This window comes from Bacillus bruguierae, assembly GCF_037104725.1.
GTDB lineage: Bacteria > Bacillota > Bacilli > Bacillales > Bacillaceae_G > Bacillus_A > Bacillus_A bruguierae.
The window spans coordinates 40,670-59,886 of sequence record NZ_JBAWSX010000022.1 but is presented as its reverse complement, the minus strand read 5'-3'; the positions used below and the strand labels follow the sequence as shown (position 1 = coordinate 59,886).

The 19,217-nt window shown below is 33.8% G+C and carries 14 protein-coding genes; 6 read left to right on the top strand and 8 right to left on the bottom strand.

Annotated elements, in window-relative coordinates:
- From WAZ07_RS23715 to WAZ07_RS23700, 4 genes are all read right to left on the bottom strand, one after another.
- Positions 1 to 182, bottom strand: a 182-nt coding sequence (locus tag WAZ07_RS23715) for a helix-turn-helix domain-containing protein (RefSeq protein WP_336474243.1), incomplete at its 3' end; no start/stop codon positions are given.
- A gap of 199 nt (positions 183 to 381) precedes the next feature.
- Positions 382 to 1,122, bottom strand: coding sequence for a WecB/TagA/CpsF family glycosyltransferase (locus WAZ07_RS23710; protein WP_336474413.1), 741 nt, complete (start codon positions 1,120 to 1,122; stop codon positions 382 to 384).
- Between the two features lie 48 nt (positions 1,123 to 1,170).
- The gene (locus tag WAZ07_RS23705) at positions 1,171 to 2,301 is read right to left on the bottom strand and encodes a glycosyltransferase family 4 protein (RefSeq protein ID WP_336474412.1); all 1,131 of its coding nucleotides are present in this window, start codon (positions 2,299 to 2,301) and stop codon (positions 1,171 to 1,173) included.
- Positions 2,302 to 2,387: 86 nt separating this feature from the next.
- Positions 2,388 to 3,767 (bottom strand): O-antigen ligase family protein, encoded by a 1,380-nt coding sequence (locus tag WAZ07_RS23700; protein ID WP_336474411.1) that lies wholly within the window; start codon positions 3,765 to 3,767, stop codon positions 2,388 to 2,390.
- 275 nt (positions 3,768 to 4,042) lie between these two features.
- On the opposite strand from WAZ07_RS23700, the gene WAZ07_RS23695 reads away from it, so the two are divergent.
- Positions 4,043 to 4,675 carry a trimeric intracellular cation channel family protein gene (locus WAZ07_RS23695; RefSeq protein ID WP_090916240.1) on the top strand — a complete coding sequence of 211 codons (633 nt, stop codon included), beginning with the start codon at positions 4,043 to 4,045 and terminating at the stop codon, positions 4,673 to 4,675.
- A 426-nt stretch (positions 4,676 to 5,101) separates the two neighbouring features.
- Here WAZ07_RS23695 and WAZ07_RS23690 read toward each other — a convergent pair whose 3' ends face one another.
- Entirely contained in the window at positions 5,102 to 6,430 is a 1,329-nt protein-coding gene (locus WAZ07_RS23690; RefSeq protein WP_336474410.1) for a glycosyltransferase family 39 protein, read from the bottom strand.
- A 287-nt stretch (positions 6,431 to 6,717) separates the two neighbouring features.
- Between WAZ07_RS23690 and WAZ07_RS23685 the strand changes: the two genes are divergently transcribed.
- The 5 genes from WAZ07_RS23685 to WAZ07_RS23665 all read left to right on the top strand — a co-directional run bounded on the left by WAZ07_RS23685 (position 6,718) and on the right by WAZ07_RS23665 (position 14,416).
- Positions 6,718 to 7,230 carry an acyl-CoA thioesterase gene (locus WAZ07_RS23685; RefSeq protein WP_336474409.1) on the top strand — a complete coding sequence of 171 codons (513 nt, stop codon included), beginning with the start codon at positions 6,718 to 6,720 and terminating at the stop codon, positions 7,228 to 7,230.
- A gap of 809 nt (positions 7,231 to 8,039) precedes the next feature.
- On the top strand, positions 8,040 to 9,494 hold the full coding sequence (locus WAZ07_RS23680) for an oligosaccharide flippase family protein (RefSeq protein WP_336474408.1): 1,455 nt from the start codon (positions 8,040 to 8,042) through the stop codon (positions 9,492 to 9,494).
- A 66-nt stretch (positions 9,495 to 9,560) separates the two neighbouring features.
- Positions 9,561 to 10,382, top strand: coding sequence for a glycosyltransferase family 2 protein (locus WAZ07_RS23675; protein ID WP_336474407.1), 822 nt, complete (start codon positions 9,561 to 9,563; stop codon positions 10,380 to 10,382).
- A 798-nt stretch (positions 10,383 to 11,180) separates the two neighbouring features.
- On the top strand, positions 11,181 to 12,740 hold the full coding sequence (locus WAZ07_RS23670; protein WP_090916250.1) for an ABC-F family ATP-binding cassette domain-containing protein: 1,560 nt from the start codon (positions 11,181 to 11,183) through the stop codon (positions 12,738 to 12,740).
- Positions 12,741 to 12,964: 224 nt separating this feature from the next.
- Positions 12,965 to 14,416 (top strand): glycosyltransferase family 39 protein, encoded by a 1,452-nt coding sequence (locus WAZ07_RS23665; RefSeq protein WP_336474406.1) that lies wholly within the window; start codon positions 12,965 to 12,967, stop codon positions 14,414 to 14,416.
- A gap of 327 nt (positions 14,417 to 14,743) precedes the next feature.
- On the opposite strand, the gene msrB is transcribed toward WAZ07_RS23665, so the two are convergent.
- From msrB to WAZ07_RS23650, 3 genes are all read right to left on the bottom strand, one after another.
- Entirely contained in the window at positions 14,744 to 15,703 is a 960-nt protein-coding gene (gene msrB, locus WAZ07_RS23660) for a peptide-methionine (R)-S-oxide reductase MsrB (protein ID WP_336474405.1), read from the bottom strand.
- A 325-nt stretch (positions 15,704 to 16,028) separates the two neighbouring features.
- Positions 16,029 to 17,063: an AI-2E family transporter gene (locus tag WAZ07_RS23655; protein ID WP_336474414.1), complete on the bottom strand. Its 1,035-nt coding sequence runs from the start codon at positions 17,061 to 17,063 to the stop codon at positions 16,029 to 16,031.
- 407 nt (positions 17,064 to 17,470) lie between these two features.
- Positions 17,471 to 19,036 carry a hypothetical protein gene (locus tag WAZ07_RS23650; RefSeq protein ID WP_336474404.1) on the bottom strand — a complete coding sequence of 522 codons (1,566 nt, stop codon included), beginning with the start codon at positions 19,034 to 19,036 and terminating at the stop codon, positions 17,471 to 17,473.
- Between the last annotated feature and the right edge of the window lie 181 nt (positions 19,037 to 19,217).

The window sequence follows — 19,217 nt, the reverse complement described above, 5'->3', positions numbered from 1 at the left end:
TATTCATACAAACCAGAGACATATTCGTTATACACTTTTCGTTCACATCCAAACGATTTTTCTAATTTCGTTACTTGTTCAGGTGTGGGAAAAATAGCGTATCGAAATGCATAGGTAGACCATCCATCCGGTAACGACTTTTTTGTTCCTTTTATATGTACACCCTCTTTTGTGGTTGCCATATACTTTCTCCTTTCTTTCGAATTTTCATATTTATTATATCGCATAGCCTCAAAAGTACATACAAAGAACATATGTAGGCGATCACCTACCGAAAATTCATCCCCCACCTACTCGCTGGGCTACGCCCTTCTCGCTCCTTGAGGAAGGGGACTTCTTTTCGGAAAATATGTTAAAAAAGAAAAAAGCAGCGATATTTCGCTACTTTTTCGACCGAACAACCTCTTTTAAAAATTCAACTAATACAAGCTGACGACGCCAGCGCGTTGGATTACTGCACAAACGGTAAAACCACTCTAAATGAATAGCTTGAATCCATTTTGGAGCACGCTTTACTTCTCCGGCCCAAACATCAAAGCTCCCCCCAACGCCAACAGCTACTTTCGCATGTAAACGATGTTTATTATTTTGAATAAAATTTTCCTGTCTCGGAAATCCAAGTGCAACTAGTAAGATGTCCGGCTTCATTTCTTGAATACGTTCGATAATTTCTTCTTCTTTCTCTTGTTCAAAATATCCATCTTGTGTTCCAACAATAGATACAGCTGCATATCTTTCTGTTAAAGTTCGAGCAGCTCTTTCGATAACGTGCGGCTTTGCTCCAAGTAAAAAAACAGATACAGCTTTCTTTTCTTGTGATAATGTTTCAAACAAATTACACATGAAATCAAAACCTGCCACACGTTCTTTTAACGGTGTTCCAAGCATACCACTTGCCTTTACAACACCAATTCCGTCTGGTGTAATAAGATCTACTTGAAGAAGCGTTTGCTGAAATGCAGCATCTCTTTTGGCACACATCACAATTTCAGGATTGGCCGTTACAACTTGAAACGTATTCTCTTGTTTTTTTTCCAGCTGCTGCATTACATACCGAACTGTTTCTTCCATTGTCATCGTTGAAAAGGGCACGCCTAAAATATCAACTGTTTGCACTGCCATATTTACAATCCTCTCTATTTTAAATATCTTTTTTCACCACTGATTAGTCTAACCTCTTACTTTTGCATATTCATTACCGCCAGGCAAAACCTTCTTATACGCTTCATACGTATTTTCATATAAATTCCGTAACGAAAAATGAGAAGACGCATGAGTATATAAACGCTCACCCATTTCTACTAATTCACCATTTTTCCACTTTTCATATGCCTCTTCTAACGCACGAGTAAGCGCCGTAGCATCACCAATTGGAATAATCCATCCATATGTATCATCAACAATAAGTTGTGACATATCACCAACATCTGTAGCAATAGATGTTAAATGTTGATTCGCCCCTTCTAATAAAACGAGGGGAAAACTTTCACTATACGATGTTAATACATTGATATGTGCTGCGGCATATAAATTCTTTGCATCTTCACGATGTCCTAAAAATAGAACTTTATCTTCCAACCCTTTTTGTTTCACTGTTGCTTTTAATTCATTCTCAATTGGTCCATCACCAAGTAACAGCACTTTAATTTTGGGAATTTTTGTGTTTTGCAACGCTTCAAATAATATTTCATGTCCTTTAACAGGATGTAAACGGGCTACTTGAATTGCTGTAAATACATCTTCTTGTATACCAAAATTCTCCTTTACATCATAAGGCTCTGCTGGAATATGATCATATTCAATTCCGTTATAGATTGTACAAATTTTCTCTTCTGGTACACCTAGCGTTACCGTATTCATCTTAAAACGTTCTGTAATAGCAAAAAATAAATCAACTTTCTTAAACGAACGCAAGTTTAACTTTGTAAAAACCCAACCTTTTAAACCACGTTTCATAAAATCCAATGTTGGATCACTGTGAATGGTTGTAACCCATTTGGCATTTATCTTTCTTCTTAATAAAGAAAGATAAAAGTTGGCTCTTGCCCCGTGGGTATGGACAATATCAAAATCTTCTTTATTAATAAAAGAACGTATTTTTGAAAGAATGGATATATCATAACGAGATGATTGTGAAAAAACATGTACTTTTATTCCTAATGCTCTCGCCTCACTTGCTATTGCACCTTCTTCAAATACCGCTAATTCTACTACATCTTTCGGGAATTGCGACAAAAGTGAAATAATATGCGTTTTTCCGCCACCTGTTTCTGCTCCAGCATTCATATGTAACACTTTCATCTTTTTTTCCTCCATTAAATATATTTTCTTATTTTTTACTATAGCAAAAAATAAAAGCTAACATAGTGCTAGCTTTTATTTTTCCATTATTCTATTTCTAAATCAACGATTAAATATGCTAATAATACGACAAAGTAAATACTTACTCCTGGTGCCGTTAACACATGACCTGCTGTAAAAGCAATTCCTAATGCTAACCCAAGACCAGCAGCTAACAATGCGTACTTGACCGTAAATACTTCACGGAACCTTGTTATTAACACCATTAGAATTCTCAAACCATAATACAGAAACGGAATCATAAGAAAAATGAAACCGATAATGCCAAAAGTATAAAACCAATCATGGAAATCTCTTTCAATTAATTTTGGGGCATCTTTAAAGTTACCACCATATCCCATACCAAGTAACTTCTGAGACATAGGCGCTTGTTTATAAAAGTCTTCATACGTTTTTGTAAATAATTCACGCCCACTAAAAATGAGAGCTTGTGTCTCAGCCTTTTTCTCTTCTTCTTTCGCTTTTTCTTTCTCTTTTGCAGTATCCTCTTGTTTAACATGGTTATTATGTTGCTTTTTTTCCTCTTGTACTTTTTCAAATACTTGATGATGAATCCCTGTATTTTTATATATTGGCGAGAATGGAAAATATCCTACTACTCCTGCAAATATAACTATCGCGACTAAACCATTTAACAAATATGGCTTTTTATTACGTTCTTTCCGTTGTAAAAACGCTTGTATAAAGCACATAAAAATACCAATAACAAATGTACAAACAATAGCACCGGCCCCTACTTTTGTTCCAATTGCAAACAATGAAAATACAATTAAAAGAGACGGAATCCAGAAATAACTCTTTGCTAAGCTTGTTGTTTTTTCAATAGAATACAATACAACAACTGGGCATACAATCGCTAAGATCGATCCAAGTTCATTCCCTGCAAAAAACCAGCCGCGAGAACCTTCTTTAAAATAGTCATAACTATTATAATCCGTTCCAGTTGCGATAGCTGCAACCATAGTTACATTTATAATTAAAGCTGCATATGCTATATAGTTTCTCATCTTTGTATGCATTGTTTCTTTCGTCTTTAATGACTTGAATACGAGAATATAGCAACTTATCATCACAAATGGATATAACGCCTTTGCTATAAACTTAAGATCTTCCATTTGTAACATCGGATGCTTAATCATTTTGTTATTTAAAAATCCTAATCCAAGGACAATTCCTAACCCAAGTAAATATATAATATATTTTCGATTTTCTTTTATACGGGCTTGCGTAAGAATATAAATACCACCAAGAGCCATAACAAATAAGCGTGTTATCACTCCAACCGTTGCATCGATTTTTAGCTCTAAAATACAAAACGATGTAAGTAAATCTATAATTGGTTGTAATATAATAAAAATCAATAGAAAACGTTCAAATTTATAACTTAAACTATTGCGATTTAACATTTTTACCCCCCATAAATATTGTTGCTTCTTTCCAAATACCTATTATAGCATAAGTTATGAATTGACTAGATGGGATTTTAATTGAATCATAAAATCTTTGAGGGCGTCACCTTTCTCCTATATCAATTGTATTTACTTTGAAAACAACACTTTCAAACGCTTTCTTTCCTTATTCTTTCGCTTTTTTTACATGTAGCGAAACAGGAATTGTTATTTTGATAACTTTAGTGTATATTCTTTCCTTGGAACATCTTTAGAAGGAAGGGATCGGAGCGATGTTTTTAATTGATGTATTTACATTTCTCGGTATTATCGCAGCTGCCATTTCTGGTACATTAGTAGGTTTAAAAAAAGAACTCGATTTATTTGGTGTCCTTTGTTTGTCTGTAGCAACTGCACTTGGCGGCGGAATCATTCGAGATGTTATGATTGGAAACTTACCTCCAGTTGCATTTGTTCAACCAATTTACTTTTTTATTAGTATCTTAGCAGCATTATTTACTTGTATGTTTTTTGAACGAATTCATAAATTACAAGTTGTTATTATGCTATCAGATGCTGTCGGTCTAGGCGTATTTACTGCTATCGGTGCAAATGCGGCCATTACTCATCATATGAATGCTTCTTTCTTAGTTGTTTCTATGGGAGTCATCACAGGTATTGGCGGTGGAATTTTACGTGATATGTGTGCGCAAGATATCCCATATGTCTTTCGTAAAGAAATTTATGCAATTGCCTCCATTCTAGGTGCAATTAGCTTTCTTATTACTTATGAAATGGGATCACACGTATTAGCTTTCTATATTTGTTTACTCGTAACATTTGTTATACGTGTAGTAACTTTTATCTATAATGTACATTTCCCAGTCTTTTTTAAAACACATGCGAAAATCCATAAAGGTCATTGATCTATTTTTATAAAAAGAGAATTCTTTCATGAATTCTCCTTTTTTATATACAAGTTAAAAAACAACATAAACATTATCTTTCTATTTAAGGGGGAACGAGAGCGCATAGAAATAGTCATGTCAGGACCCTTCCCTACCATATGTGACGTTTAAAACAAAAGAAGAAGCTAGCGCAGGTCATGTTTTATTCTACATGACAGCGAATTACATGTTGAAAAATTTAAATGGATACATAATATATTACATAAATCCTTCGAGTTTTATATAAAAATAAGGTATAGAAAAATAGATATAATAAATAAAGAAAGATTAGAAGCGATTCATAAAACAAATTGACGATTAGTGGGGGTTTTACTATCCACGAATAACGTGATAAAACAAAATTCCTATGAGTGAGGAATAAAATCATCCACACTCATAGGAACTTTACTTTTTAAAAAATAGCTTTTGACAATATTGATTTATCATATATATCCCATAGCTTTGTAATATCAATAGACTTGGGACTAATACACCCTCATATAAAATATGCATGTTCATAAACTTTGTATACAAATGGCTCGCAATTATGAGTAGAAACAGCATATAATTTCTATTTCCCTGTTTTTGAACTAGAAGATGTAACATAGAGATTGCCGCGAATATCGTAATCATCATGTATATAAAATATCCACCTTTTATAAAGGTGTTTTTCATTTCTTGTTTCTCTAGCTTTCCTAAACTCATTTGAATAGAAGAAAAACGATCCTTCTCTATTTTATTCAACTTTTTGTTTATAAAATCCATATTATATTCTTTTTTCTCTTGTTCTGCTCTTTTTTCATTTTTTCCTACTAGGACAGATTGAATATACCCTTCGTTTGTAAAGGTGTATCGCGAATTACTTGATGTTCCAAGTGCATAACTTACTGCGTAATGAACACCATAAAATATAACACATACACCTATTAGTCTAATCAACATTCCTTTTCTATCTGGACTTTGCAAAACTTCTACTAATACAAGATACAAAACAAGAACTATAATTAAAAATAAGCCTAATGGACGAATCATATTACTGAAAGCAAATAAAGCAACGGCGACTCCCCACATATACGAATGACTTAATCCTTTATGTATAATAAGTAAGTAACAGGCAAAATAAAATAAACATGTTGCCAAATGCTCATTCGTTAACACAGAACAAAGCATGATATTAGGAATATACAAAGCGTATAATACCGCTGCAATTCGGCCACATTCTTCATGAAATAGTTTTGAAGCAAGCTGATAAATAAAATAAGCGGTAGCTCCGCAATATAAAACATTACATACCTTTAAGACAAACGTTGCATCTCCGAAAAAACGAATTAAAAAAGATTCGTACATAATAAAAGGAGATTGAACTACAGTTTCTAGACTGCTAAAAATAGTATTTCCTTGTGCAACTTGTTTAGCAGCTTCATACATCACATTCATATCACTTTCGATCGGATCTTTCATTAACACAATAGATAGAAATCGGAGTAACACAGTACCAGAAATGAGAAAAATAATAAATTGTTTATCCGTAAATCGATATTGTAAAATAGAGGTAGTCAGCAAAAGTAAAATGATACAAACACCTAATACAATCGCTAAACTAGAAGATTTTACATCAAAAACAGTTTTTACTTCTCCAAAAGAATACCAAAAGGAATATGCAAAAAAGAGGAACATGAGTCCAACTACTACCTTGTAAAAAAAAGCTGAAAAACCTATCTGCATCTTGTCCATAACTTTATTCTATCGCACCTCTTTTTTCTCTCGTTAATAGGTATCTATACCCTTAACTTCGTATTTGTAACAAAACGATTTTATCACGAATAAAGAGAATACCGGTACCCTATTTCTATAACAAAGTTCGTAACATCATATATTCTCCTTGCAATGTAAGCGAAATCTCTTTTACACTACAATCTATATACAGAGAAATTTTCGTTCACTGTTTATAACGAATGATGGACGAAATAAATTAAGTTCCGATGAATATCATAAGAACAAACAAAACAGGAGTAGATAATATGGAAAAGAAATTTATGAGAGAGTCAAGAGCGATAAAAACAACACGTGTTTTTCCAAATGACTTAAATAACCATCAAACATTATTTGGCGGAAAATTATTAGCGGAAATTGACAGCATTGCTTCTATCGCTGCTGCACGCCATAGCCGTCAGCATTGTGTAACTGCTTCTATCGATTCTGTTGACTTCTTAACACCAATTCACCAAACCGATTCTGTTTGCTATGAAGCATTCGTTTGTTATACAGGAAAATCTTCCATGGAAGTATTCGTAAAAATCGTTGCAGAGGATTTATTAGGAGGAGAACGCCGTATTGCAGCTACTTGCTTCATCACTTTCGTCGCATTAAAAGATGGAAAACCAGCCTCTGTACCAGGTGTGATCGCTGAAACAGAAGAAGAGCTCTGGTTATATAACACAGGCGGGGAACGTGCAGAAAAACGAAAAATGAACCGATTAAAAAGTAAGGAAATGGCAGAAGTACTAACAATTCAAAAACCATGGAATGTGTAATTCCACAACCTCTTCTTGGCGAATGTATTCGCCAAGTTTTTTATATTATGAAGAAATACTAAGCTTTCTTATCTGCTATTTTTATACATTGTATGCCATTTTTAATGCAATTAAGAAAAGAATCCACTGTTGCTTTACAAAGTTTATCTGCGGTAAACTTATATCCGTAATTACTTAAAATTAATTTACTTACATAACTTATTAGCCAGAGGAACATTCCATGAATATCACTCAATAAAAAAATCCTATGCTATATATACAAGTTACAAAACCGACACAAAAATCCTTTTCTTTTTAGGAGGGAAGAGAGCATCTAGCCGCGCATAGAGGCGGTCAGGGCCTTTTCCTGCCACATGCAAGATTTAAAACAAAAGGAGACAGCAAGTGCAGATCATGTTGTATTCTGCATCGCATCGACTTACAAAGAAAAGCGGAGCCGACTGTTTAGGCCCGTTGGCTAAGGTTCTTTCACACAAAAGGTGTTTTTTACCTTCTTGTGTGGAAGGTTCTTAGACATGAGGGCTTAGGAGGCAGAGCTAGACAAAGATGTCGAAAAATTAAAATGAATATATGTACAAGTTAAAACCCCCTTTCTTTTTAAGAGGGACGAGAACATCTGGCCGCACATAGAAACGGTCAGGGTCTTTTCTTGCCACATGCAAGGTAAAGCAAAAACAGACAGCGAGTGCAGATCATGACAGTCAAAATTATAGGATTAAAAATGCAAATTAGACTTCCAATATTGAATTCCTTTCAATAGAAAACACAAAAGCATTTTATTTTAAGAACTATCGATGAAAGGTGAAATTATGCAAAAATCAATTGTATCAAATATTTTTTATAAATTATTGCTCAACACCTTTAATATTATCCTTCCGCTTCTCGTGGGCCCCTATGCATATCGAATGCTTGGACCTCATTCAATGGGAATGGTTAACAATAGCGAAACAATTTTTAATTTTTTCTTTCTTTTTGCTACATTTGGTGTGTATCAATATGGCTTACGCGAAATTAGCTTAGTAAAAAAGGATAAGAAAAAAACTTCCCAATTGTTCACAAGCTTATATCTTATTAACTTTACAACTAGCATTCTTGCTTTACTTGCATTTTTAGTTTTTAGTTATATTGGATATGGAAGTAAAGAAGAATTTCCGGTCCTTCTTATTTTTGGATTCAACTTTATTTCAAGTTTATTTTATGTAGAATGGTACAATGAAGCACATGAAAATTATGATTTCATTGCGAAAAAAACAGTTATTGTTCGGCTCATTTATGTTGTCCTTCTATTTATTTTCATCCATGGTGCAAATGATTACAAACAATTTGCAGGTTTATTAGTTTTATCAACATTTTTGAACCATTTTATCAGTTTTATATATGTAAAACGTCAGGTTAAGTTCGATTTTTCCGGCATAACCATTATCCCGCATTTAAAACCATTATTTTTAGTTGTTATCTTTTCAAATGCAACTATTCTATATACACAATTAGACCGACTATTATTAGGAGAGTATGTTGGTAAATCCGAACTTTCTTACTATGTCATGTCTTTCCAAATTATGACAATTATTAATACACTGATGTTAAGCGTAATTCAAGTTACCGTTCCACGGCTCTCTTATTTATCAGGAAATGCCGATGAAAAAGAGTATGAATCATTATTAAATAAAATCTCAAAAGTGTACTTTATTACGCTATTCCCAGCAGCTATTGGCTTAATGCTTATTGCCCATGGAGTTGTTATTATTTACGGGGGCAATGAATTTGCTAGCGCTGGTAGTACATTAGTTGCTTTTGCATTATATATGATTGCACTCGGTATCGAATCTATTTTATCGAATCAAATTATTTACGTAAAAAAGAAAGAAAACATTTTAGTACGGTTTTTATTCATTGGTGGTTTTCTAAACCTGATTTTAAATATCTCGCTGATCGTCTTTCATGTATTCACACCGACAACAGCGATTTTCACAACTACGATTTCATACTGCTTGCTAATTGCACTGGAATATATATATGTAAAAAAGAAATTAAAAGTAAATTACACATTATTCGATATATCGAAACTAAAATATCTCTTCTATTCACTTACATTTATACCGTTATCATTTCTCGTCCATATAACAATAACAGGAAAAATCCTTCCTGTTATTATTACAATCATCACATGCGGATGTGTATATGCCTTGATTTTATTGATAACAAAAGATGAGATATTGTTTATGTTTTTAGATAAAATTAAAGAAAAGCTGAAGAAAAAATGATGTAAGTAACACAACACCATCTTGCATGCTTAAGTGAATGAAACTTCTTTAAAGGAGCTGTTCCGATTGAAATTCTCTTTAATCATGGCGACTTGCGGCAGACGTGATGATATTATAGATTTACTAAAATCGTTAGAAAAACAAACATATAAAAGCTTTGAACTCATTGTAGTCGATCAAAACGATACACCAATCTCTGATTTATTTGATAACTATAAAGAAAAGTTCTCAATTAATTATATATACACACCAATCAAAGGACTCTCCCGTGCGCGAAACACAGGATTAAAAGTAGCTAATGGTGATATTATCGCTTTTCCAGATGACGACTGTATTTATGAAACGAATGTGTTAGAAAACATTCAAGAAACGTTTAAACAAAATAAAAATATTCATTTTATTTCTACCAACACAACAAATATAGAAGGGACAGGCTCCTTAATACACGCTCCTAAAACAGATATTATTTTAAATAATAAATATGGATTCATGGGTCCTTCCTTCGCCCTCTTCTTCACAAAACAATTTGTACAAGATGTAGGCACCTTTGATGAAGACTTAGGAGTTGGATCAGGAACAATTTACGGAGCTGGTGAAGAAACTGACTTTGTACTTCGCGGTATGAAGAATGGATATACAGGTTTATTTAAGAAAGACCTTTTCGTGTATCATCCAGTAAAAGAAGAGATTATTAATGAGCAATCATTAATAAGAGCAATTTCCTATGCTGGTGGTTTCGGAAGAGTCATTCGCTTACATTATGGATTTCCTTACTTTTTACGTGCCATCGCCGCCGCTACATTCCGCGCGATGCAAAACATCTCTAACGATAAACGAAAATTCCATACAAATCGCTTAAAAGGGATTGTTAGAGGATACTTTAAATAAAATGAAATTAACCATCAGTTGGTGTTTTCATGATTTCCTACTGATGGTTAGTTGAACCAATCGGGCTTTTACGGGCCGTTGTCCCCCACCTATCTTCTTTAGAAAAGCGGAAGCGGCTCGCTCAGAATCGCAGGACGTCGGAGGGGGAGAAACGACCGGAGATTCTAGCCGCTAGAGCTGGACAACGTTTCTCTCCGAATCTTGAGGTGGGGGTCTTACTGCCCGTTAATGCGGGATAAAAAAAGAGCAACTTTCCAATACAGGAACAGTTGCTCTTTTTTACAAGGGGTCTTTTCATAAAAACAAGGGGGGTTTTTATACTCTCTAAACAATTATAAAATGAGTAAACTAACGACTATTTATTATCTTGGTATACAGCACACATTATTGTATTTTTATCATTATACTTACTCATCTTTACAGCGTTTGTACCGCCTTACTAACTAAAGTGTATAATATATACAAGGACTCAACTATCGATTTATCTTACACTAACATTACATTGTTGTAATGAAAAAATCCCATAAAGTTACAGGCCCTTTTCATAAGGAATACGTGAAAATTCAAAGATAAAAGATAGCATTATATTTAAGAATTTAGTATCATGATTCAAGATACTATTATAAATAGCAATTGAAAAACTTACCTAAAACCTCTTCTTTTAGGTAGGTGAGAGCATCTGGCCATGCTAGGGCCTTTCCCTCCCATATGCAGGTCATTTTTTATGCTGCGTATTAGTAACTTTTATGTTAAAAAATTAAAATAGATTTATATATTTCAAACAGAGCGGAGGACACTATGAGCTTATTAACAGTTGAAAATCTAGGTCATACTTTTGGTGATCGTACACTATTTAAAGATGTATCAATGCGTTTATTAGCAGGAGAACATGTTGGATTAGTCGGTGCAAACGGTGTTGGTAAATCAACATTTATGAATATTATTACAGGGCAACTGATTCATGATCAAGGGCGTGTAGAATGGACACCTGGCACCCATTATGGATATTTAGATCAGCACACAATTTTAACACCTGGACGAACTATTCGTGATGTATTAACAGATGCGTTCTTACCTTTATTCGAAAAAGAAAAAGAATTAAATACGATTGCTGAAAACATGGCAACAGCGTCGCCAGAAGAATTAGAAGAACTACTTGAAAAAATGGCAGGAGTGCAAGATGCACTTGAAGCAGGCGGCTTCTATTTATTAGATATTAAAATTGAAGAAGCGGCACGTGGTCTTGGAATTGATGCAATTGGCTTAGATCGTGATGTTTCGGCGTTAAGTGGTGGACAACGTACGAAGGTATTGCTTGCAAAGCTATTGCTTGAGCAACCTGAAGTACTATTACTCGACGAGCCAACTAACTATTTAGACGTTGAACATATTCAATGGTTAACAAACTATTTAAAGGAATATCCTCACGCGTTCCTTTTAATTTCCCATGATACAGAGTTTATGAACAAATGTGTTAATGTTATTTTCCATCTTGAATTTTCAAAAATGTCACGTTATACAGCAACATATGAAAAGTTCTTAGAACTAGCAGAAATCAACAAAAATCAACATTTACAAGCGTATCAAAAACAACAAGAGTTCATTAAACAACAAGAGGATTTTATTTCGCGAAATAAAGCGCGTTACTCAACTACTGGACGTGCAAAAAGTCGCCAAAAACAACTCGATCGCATGGAACGTATTGATCGTCCAGAAACTGCTATGAAACCGGAGTTTTCTTTTAAAGAATGCCGTGCAAGCAGCCGTTTTGTCTTTGAAGGAGAAGAGGTAGAAATCGGCTATACGTATCCTCTCCTACCGAAATTAACAATGACTGTTGAACGTGGTGAAAAAATTGCCATTGTTGGATGTAACGGGGTCGGAAAATCAACATTACTCAAAACGATTCTTGGAAAAATTAAACCGCTAAACGGGAAAATTAGTCTTGGTGATTTTTTAGAGCCTGCTTATTTTGAACAAGAAGTTAAGGCTGAAAATATTACACCAATTGATGATGTATGGAATGCGTTCCCGCATTTAGACCAACATCAAGTACGTGCAATGCTTGCGAAATGCGGCTTAAAAAATGAACATATTTCTCGCCCAATGAGCCAATTAAGTGGTGGTGAACAAGCAAAAGTTCGTTTATGTAAATTAATGGCAACGGAAAGCAACTGGCTATTATTTGACGAGCCAACAAACCATCTTGACGTGACAGCTAAAGAAGAATTACAGCGTGCTATGAAAGCATATAAAGGTACAATTATTCTTGTTTGCCATGAACCTGACTTTTATGAAGGCTGGATTACAAAAGTTTGGAACGTAGAAGAATGGGCAGAGAAAGCAGCTCAGCAATAAAGTCTAATCCATCGGGGCCTCACTGCTCACAAATAGTGGGATAAAAATATGCCTCTTGTCTAAGACAAGAGGCATATTTCATTATTTTTTCTATCTAAAAAACATTTTACCTTACTAAAAAAATTGTATTCTTATAAAATAAAACTTCAAGCTTTTAAGCGGAATACATAATATGCTTTCTTCCTGTATAAATCATTCTATTACAACAAGGGGTGTAACAAATCATGTTAACCATACAATGGAAGCGCTTCAATTCGTTGTTAGCAAAATGCCTCGTAATTTTGTGTTTACTTATCTTTGCTTTTACTATTTGGGATTCTTATTTAACTGTTAAAGAAACTCTATTCGTTCGAACACTTATTAGTGCTCCCATTATAATTCTCATCATGATTTTGCTTATACTACTAACTTATCTTTGTAATACATACTTTTCAAAAACGACATTTATTATTTTATTAACACTTTGTGCGTTTACCGCTCGATTCATTTGGATTCTAAAAATCCCAACACCAATTGAATCTGACTTCGCATTAATGTATGAGAGTGCTGTACAAGCTGCTCACGGCGACTATAGTTTTTCAAGTTCTCCATACTACACAACATGGGTGTATCAACTAGGATTTGCGATGTATCAAGCTTTTATCATCAAATTATTTGGTAACCATATATTCATTTTAAAGTTGTTAAATGTCCTTTATTGTACGGGAACTACACTATGTGTATATGGCATTACAAGCAAAATTTTCAATGAGTGGACTGGGCGTGTAGCTGGAATATTATATGCTTTTTTTATTTCAAGCATTATGATGAGTTCGGTCTTAACCAACGAACACCTTGCAACATTTTTATTTTATTTAGGATTCTATTTATTAATAACAAAAGGATTACACAGTAAATATACTTGGATTTTTATAGGAATTACACTAGCGCTTGGTAATATCATACGCCCTCTAGGTAGTCTCGTCTTATTAGCTGTTATCATTTATCTATTCCTTCATGGATTTCTTGGAAAAGATAAACAAACAATGTTTACTACAACAAAGAAACTTATTGGTATTCTTATTGTCTTTTATGCTGTCCATTATATTGTAAGCTCTATGTTCATTGCTACAGGAATTACAAAGTATCCTTTATCTAATCGTGACCCTCTTTGGAAATTTGTCATAGGGCTTAACCACGAAACAACAGGATCATATTCAGTGTCAGATGCTGAACAAATCTTGCGTCTAGAAATAGGTGAAGAACGAAAAGCATTAGAAATGAAACTCATTAAAGAACGAATTGCAGATAAAGAAAAGCTATTCACACTCTTTGGAGATAAATTTTCCTATATGTGGGGGGATCTTGACTCCGCTGGTTACTGGAGCTTAAATCAATTAAACAAAAAAGATTTATCTGATACATCTATGGAATATGAAAAATATATGTATATTGCAACCATGTTATTTGGTGTAATTGGATTATTATCTCTTCTTTTCACAAAACAGAAAAACTTTCATTATACATTATTTCTCTTACTTATTATTGGATATATAACTGTTCATTTTTTAATAGAGGTGCAGACAAGGTATCGATATTTTATCATTCCAAGCTTCTTCATTATTCAAAGCTATGGAATCTATGTAATTCATCGATGTATGGGAAAAAAACTATATAAATGCAAGTTGAAAAAATGACATAAAAACCTCTTTCTTTTTAGGGGGGACGGGAGCATCTGGCTGTGCATAGAAGCGGCCAAGGCCTTTTCCTGCCACATGTAAGGGTTAAAAACAAAGAGAGAAAGCGAGTGCAGGTCCTGTTTTAGTCTGCATAGCAGTGATCTATATGTTGAAAAAGCTACTATATATAAATGTGTAGAATTCATTGTCCTTTACATCAAATGTCAAATATTTACATCCGAAAAGATACTAGAGATTTCCGAATCATTAATCGTACCGGATATGTTCCAATATAATAACAGCCTGTTCCAAAAATGAAATAAACGGAATAGGCTGTTATATTTTTTAGCGTCTAAACAAGATGAGAAAATCTCCATACCCTTCTTTCTCTAAATCCTCTTTAGGGATAAAGCGTAATGCAGCAGAGTTAATACAATAGCGCAAACCATTTGGTCCTGGTCCATCTGGGAATACGTGTCCCAAATGAGAATCTGCTTCTTTACTGCGTACTTCCGTTCTCGTCATGTTATGACTTACATCTATTTTTTCTTTTATACTTGCTGATAACATCGGTTTCGTAAAACTAGGCCACCCACAACCACTATCAAATTTATCTAACGAACTAAATAAAGGCTCTCCTGACACGATATCAACGTAAATACCATCCTCTTTATGGTCCCAATATTTATTTTGAAAGGATGGTTCTGTTCCATTTTCTTGTGTAACATAAAATTGCATGTCAGTAAGCTTTTCCTTTAAATGATTATTATCTTTTGGCCAATATTTTTTGATAAACGCATCACGCCCTGAACCTTGGCGATATAACGCGTATCGAAATGGATTTTTCTCATGATAGCCCTGATGATATTCTTCCGCAAGATAAAATGGTGTAGCTGGTAAAATTTTCGTAACAATTGGCTTCGAAAAGCGTTCACTTTCTTCTAACTTACGTTTAGACATCTCTGCGTCTTTACGTTGCTCTTCGCTATGATAAAAAATGACTGTTTCATACGATTGTCCGCGATCATGAAATTGACCTCCAGCATCAGTTGGATCAATTTGCTGCCAATATAAGCGAAGCAATTGCTCATACGGCATACGCTCTGGATCAAAAGTAATTTGTACCGCTTCATAATGCCCAGTTGTCTCTGAGCAAACTTCTTTGTATGTTGGATTTTCCTTATGTCCACCTGTATATCCAGATACAACCTTTATAATGCCATCCATTTCCTCAAATGGCGATACCATGCACCAAAAACAGCCTCCAGCAAATGTTGCAAATTCATATTTTTCGTTTACACCCACTTCTTCACCCCATTATCTTTTCTTACAGTATGGCATACGAAAATGTAAATTATAAAGTGAAACTTTAATCAGTGGGGGTTTCTTCATCCCCCACTGATTATTAGCCCACCCAATCGGGCGCATGCCAGCAGTTTATCTCCCACCTAACTTCTTAAGCTCGTTCAGAATGTGAGGGGGATGGAGCTTCTGACGTAGAGGTGTTTTTTACCTCGTAGGAAGAAGCGAAGCCACTGAAGCTGGACAATACTTTCGCTGAATTTTAAGGTGGGGGCTATTATTGCCCGTTAATGCGGAATAAATAAAAAAGCATCAAAATAGATGCTTTTTATTTATTATTTACCATTTCTTCTTTCTCGTCACTTATTACTTCTAACACATCGAGTAAAAACATAAAAATTGGAATCCCTATAATCAATCCCCATACACCTAAAAAATGTTCAGAGAAAATTAAAATCATAAATGTATAAAATATAGGTAAATTTGTCTTTTCTGACATAAACTTTGGATTTAAGAAATAACTTTCAATCGCATGAATGACTGCTACAATAATTAAAACGTACAAAATATACACCATACCACCGGTATTATAAGCAATTATACAAAGTGGAAACAGCGAAATAATTACACCTGCGACTGGAATAAGCCCCAGCAAGAAGATCATTAAGGCTAACCCGAGCAACTGCGGGAAACCTAAAATCCAAAGTGCAATAGTCGATAACACACAATTTACAATGGCAATAAGAAATTGCGCCTCAATCACTTTTCCGAATGAGCGAGCGAATTTTCTTCCAAAATACTCAATTTCATTATAGAAAACAGCTAGTTTACTTTCTTTGAACTTCGCTGTAAACATAACAATTCTTGACTTTTCTAACAAGAAAAATAAGCTCAAAATAAGTGAAAGTAAAATTTGCAAACTTACTTTCCAAACATTTGCTAGCGAATTATAAATAATATCAACGCCTTGATTCACGTACTTCGATAATTCCACGTGATCAATTGCAGAAACTAGATATCTAATTACCTCATTATCAGGTGGATTTCGTACAAATACATTGAACTGATACACAAGTTGCGTAATTTGTACCATTAAAATTGGTACATATTTGTATAATGTAATAACGATTCCACTAATCAATGCTGTATATAAAAATGCAATAATTATTTTTCTATTAATCGGTAAAAAATGTTCCAATTTGCGAGAAATAAATTTTTGAAATCTATCCATCAAATACGTAAGAATAAATGTTATCAAAATTAAATTAAACATGCTTTTCATCCCATATAAGATGAGTACAAGTAACCCTAATACAACTAACCTCTGAAATCCTTTACTTTGAAACAGGTTTTTCATTTGCATAATCGAAGCGTGATCTCTCCTGTCCATTCATTTTTATCTTAATTTCATTTTACAATATAAATGGTACTTTCAGAACGTATTATTATAAACTAAATAAAAAGTTTTATTATGAAACGTTAAAAACCGACATATAAACAGTTAAGTTCAAGGTTTAAGAAAACCAGCACATGCCACAGTGACTTATAGAAAAATTTAAATGAATAGAAAAAACACCTCCAATTTGTCGTTTATATTTACATACGACAGTGGGGGTGTTTTATCCTTGTCTCGCTTTACTGGATCATTATATTAACAATAGATGAGGTTTTTAGTCATATACTCTACTTGCTTCTGTTTCATTTTAATTTTTTTACTAAAGAGTAGAGCAAATCTTTTTGTTGTCCAGTTGTCATAGTAAACCACAAGTTTTACAAACTTTTATCCTTATAGAGTAGGTATTTTCTTTCTGCTCCTTCTACAAATTGCGTATGCTCAGCAACTAAACGATAATTTTCACGAAGATAAGGAACTGTAACCTGATTTGGGCTCATTTTTGGATCAACTCTTAATACAACAAATTTAACTTTTCTCTCTTTTATATAACGATGTTGTTCATCCATATTTTCGGGATATTCATTATAATCAATATTTTGTCTTTCAAAATAGCGGATATTCGGTACAATATCTGCCACCAAATAAAATCCCCCGTCTAACTCGCCATAATTTAATAGCGTTGGATTCGGTTCTTGATGCATAATTTCTGCAAATTTTTCTTGTGCAAGAGGTTCCTTCTGATAGAACTTTGAAGACTTCATGTTGGAATTATAACCGAAGCAAAAGAAAATTGTTGCCATCGCCATCATTGATAGGGCAAACCATTTATTTTTACCAAGAGTAATCTGCGACTTGATGTTAACATTTTGAATAAAATGAGCGATTGCTATCAATCCAAATAGCCCTAAAGGAGTTATAATAAGAAAATAGTATGGATAGCCTCTTCCTCCAATATATACCCCTACTATTAAGAAAATGATAGTACTTAAAAGCATCCACTTTTGACTTCTATCTTTAAAATACTTCCATGTAAACATAAAATCAATTAAACCAACAAGAATTAACACTTTACTTTCGAAATTACCATTAAATGCATCTCCAAAAGTAAACGCAAAATTGGCTAGTTTTTCAACTTTACCAACTTGTGATGAATAAGTACCGAGATTAAATTTTAAATACACATCTATCAAATCTTGAATTGCATGATTCATACCAAAATAGATAAACCATGGAATACTTGCAAGAACTAGCCCCGCAAACGTGAAAGCAATTGCGTTCATTAAGTCCTTCCATCTTTTTTCACCTATACAAATAAATAAAATTGCAAGGTAGAATCCAATCCAAGCCCCAACAAGGGTAAATTTAATCCAAAATACGCAGGCAATCATAATCCCATTTAGAAGAAAAATTCCTCGTTTAAATAGAGAGTCGGAGCCATACTTATAATATTTAAATATCATATAAAGAAGTGTCATTATGAAAGGAATTGAAAACTCTTCAGCACTATCCCCAAAACGAAATGCATTTTGATTCAATACTAATACTGGGAAAAATATAGATATAAGTGCAGAAGGCATCCAATTCAAATAAAGGCGGGAAATCTTGAATGCTAACACAACGTTAGCAAACATCGCAAGACTTTCCAGTATGTATACTCCAACGAAAGTAGTATGAGAAAACGAATAAGCTAATGCATGTAAACCATATAACAAAGGACCCTTTTGTTCAAAAATGTCTTGATAAGGGACTACTCCATTAGCCATACCTTTTCCAACTGTAAAAAAGGCATTAGAATCTACCCACTCACTTAACGTAAAGAACGGCGATGTCTGTGTAAAAAACAACATAATAAAAAAGGAATAAAAAAATAAAAAGATATTTAGTTTTTCAAATGATGATTTATTTATCCTGAGATCATTAAACCTAACTGACTTTTCCATTTCTTTTAAGTCTTCCTCTCATTCATTTAATTACAGCCGGGAACATTTCATAAAAAGCTTTTGCCCCGATCAAACTTAATACCTATCCTAAAAATTCATCCCCATCTTCAGGCACGTGCTAGGCAATAACCCAGCAGTAAGATGGGGATGATTTTAATTAAACACAGCCTAAAATAATTGT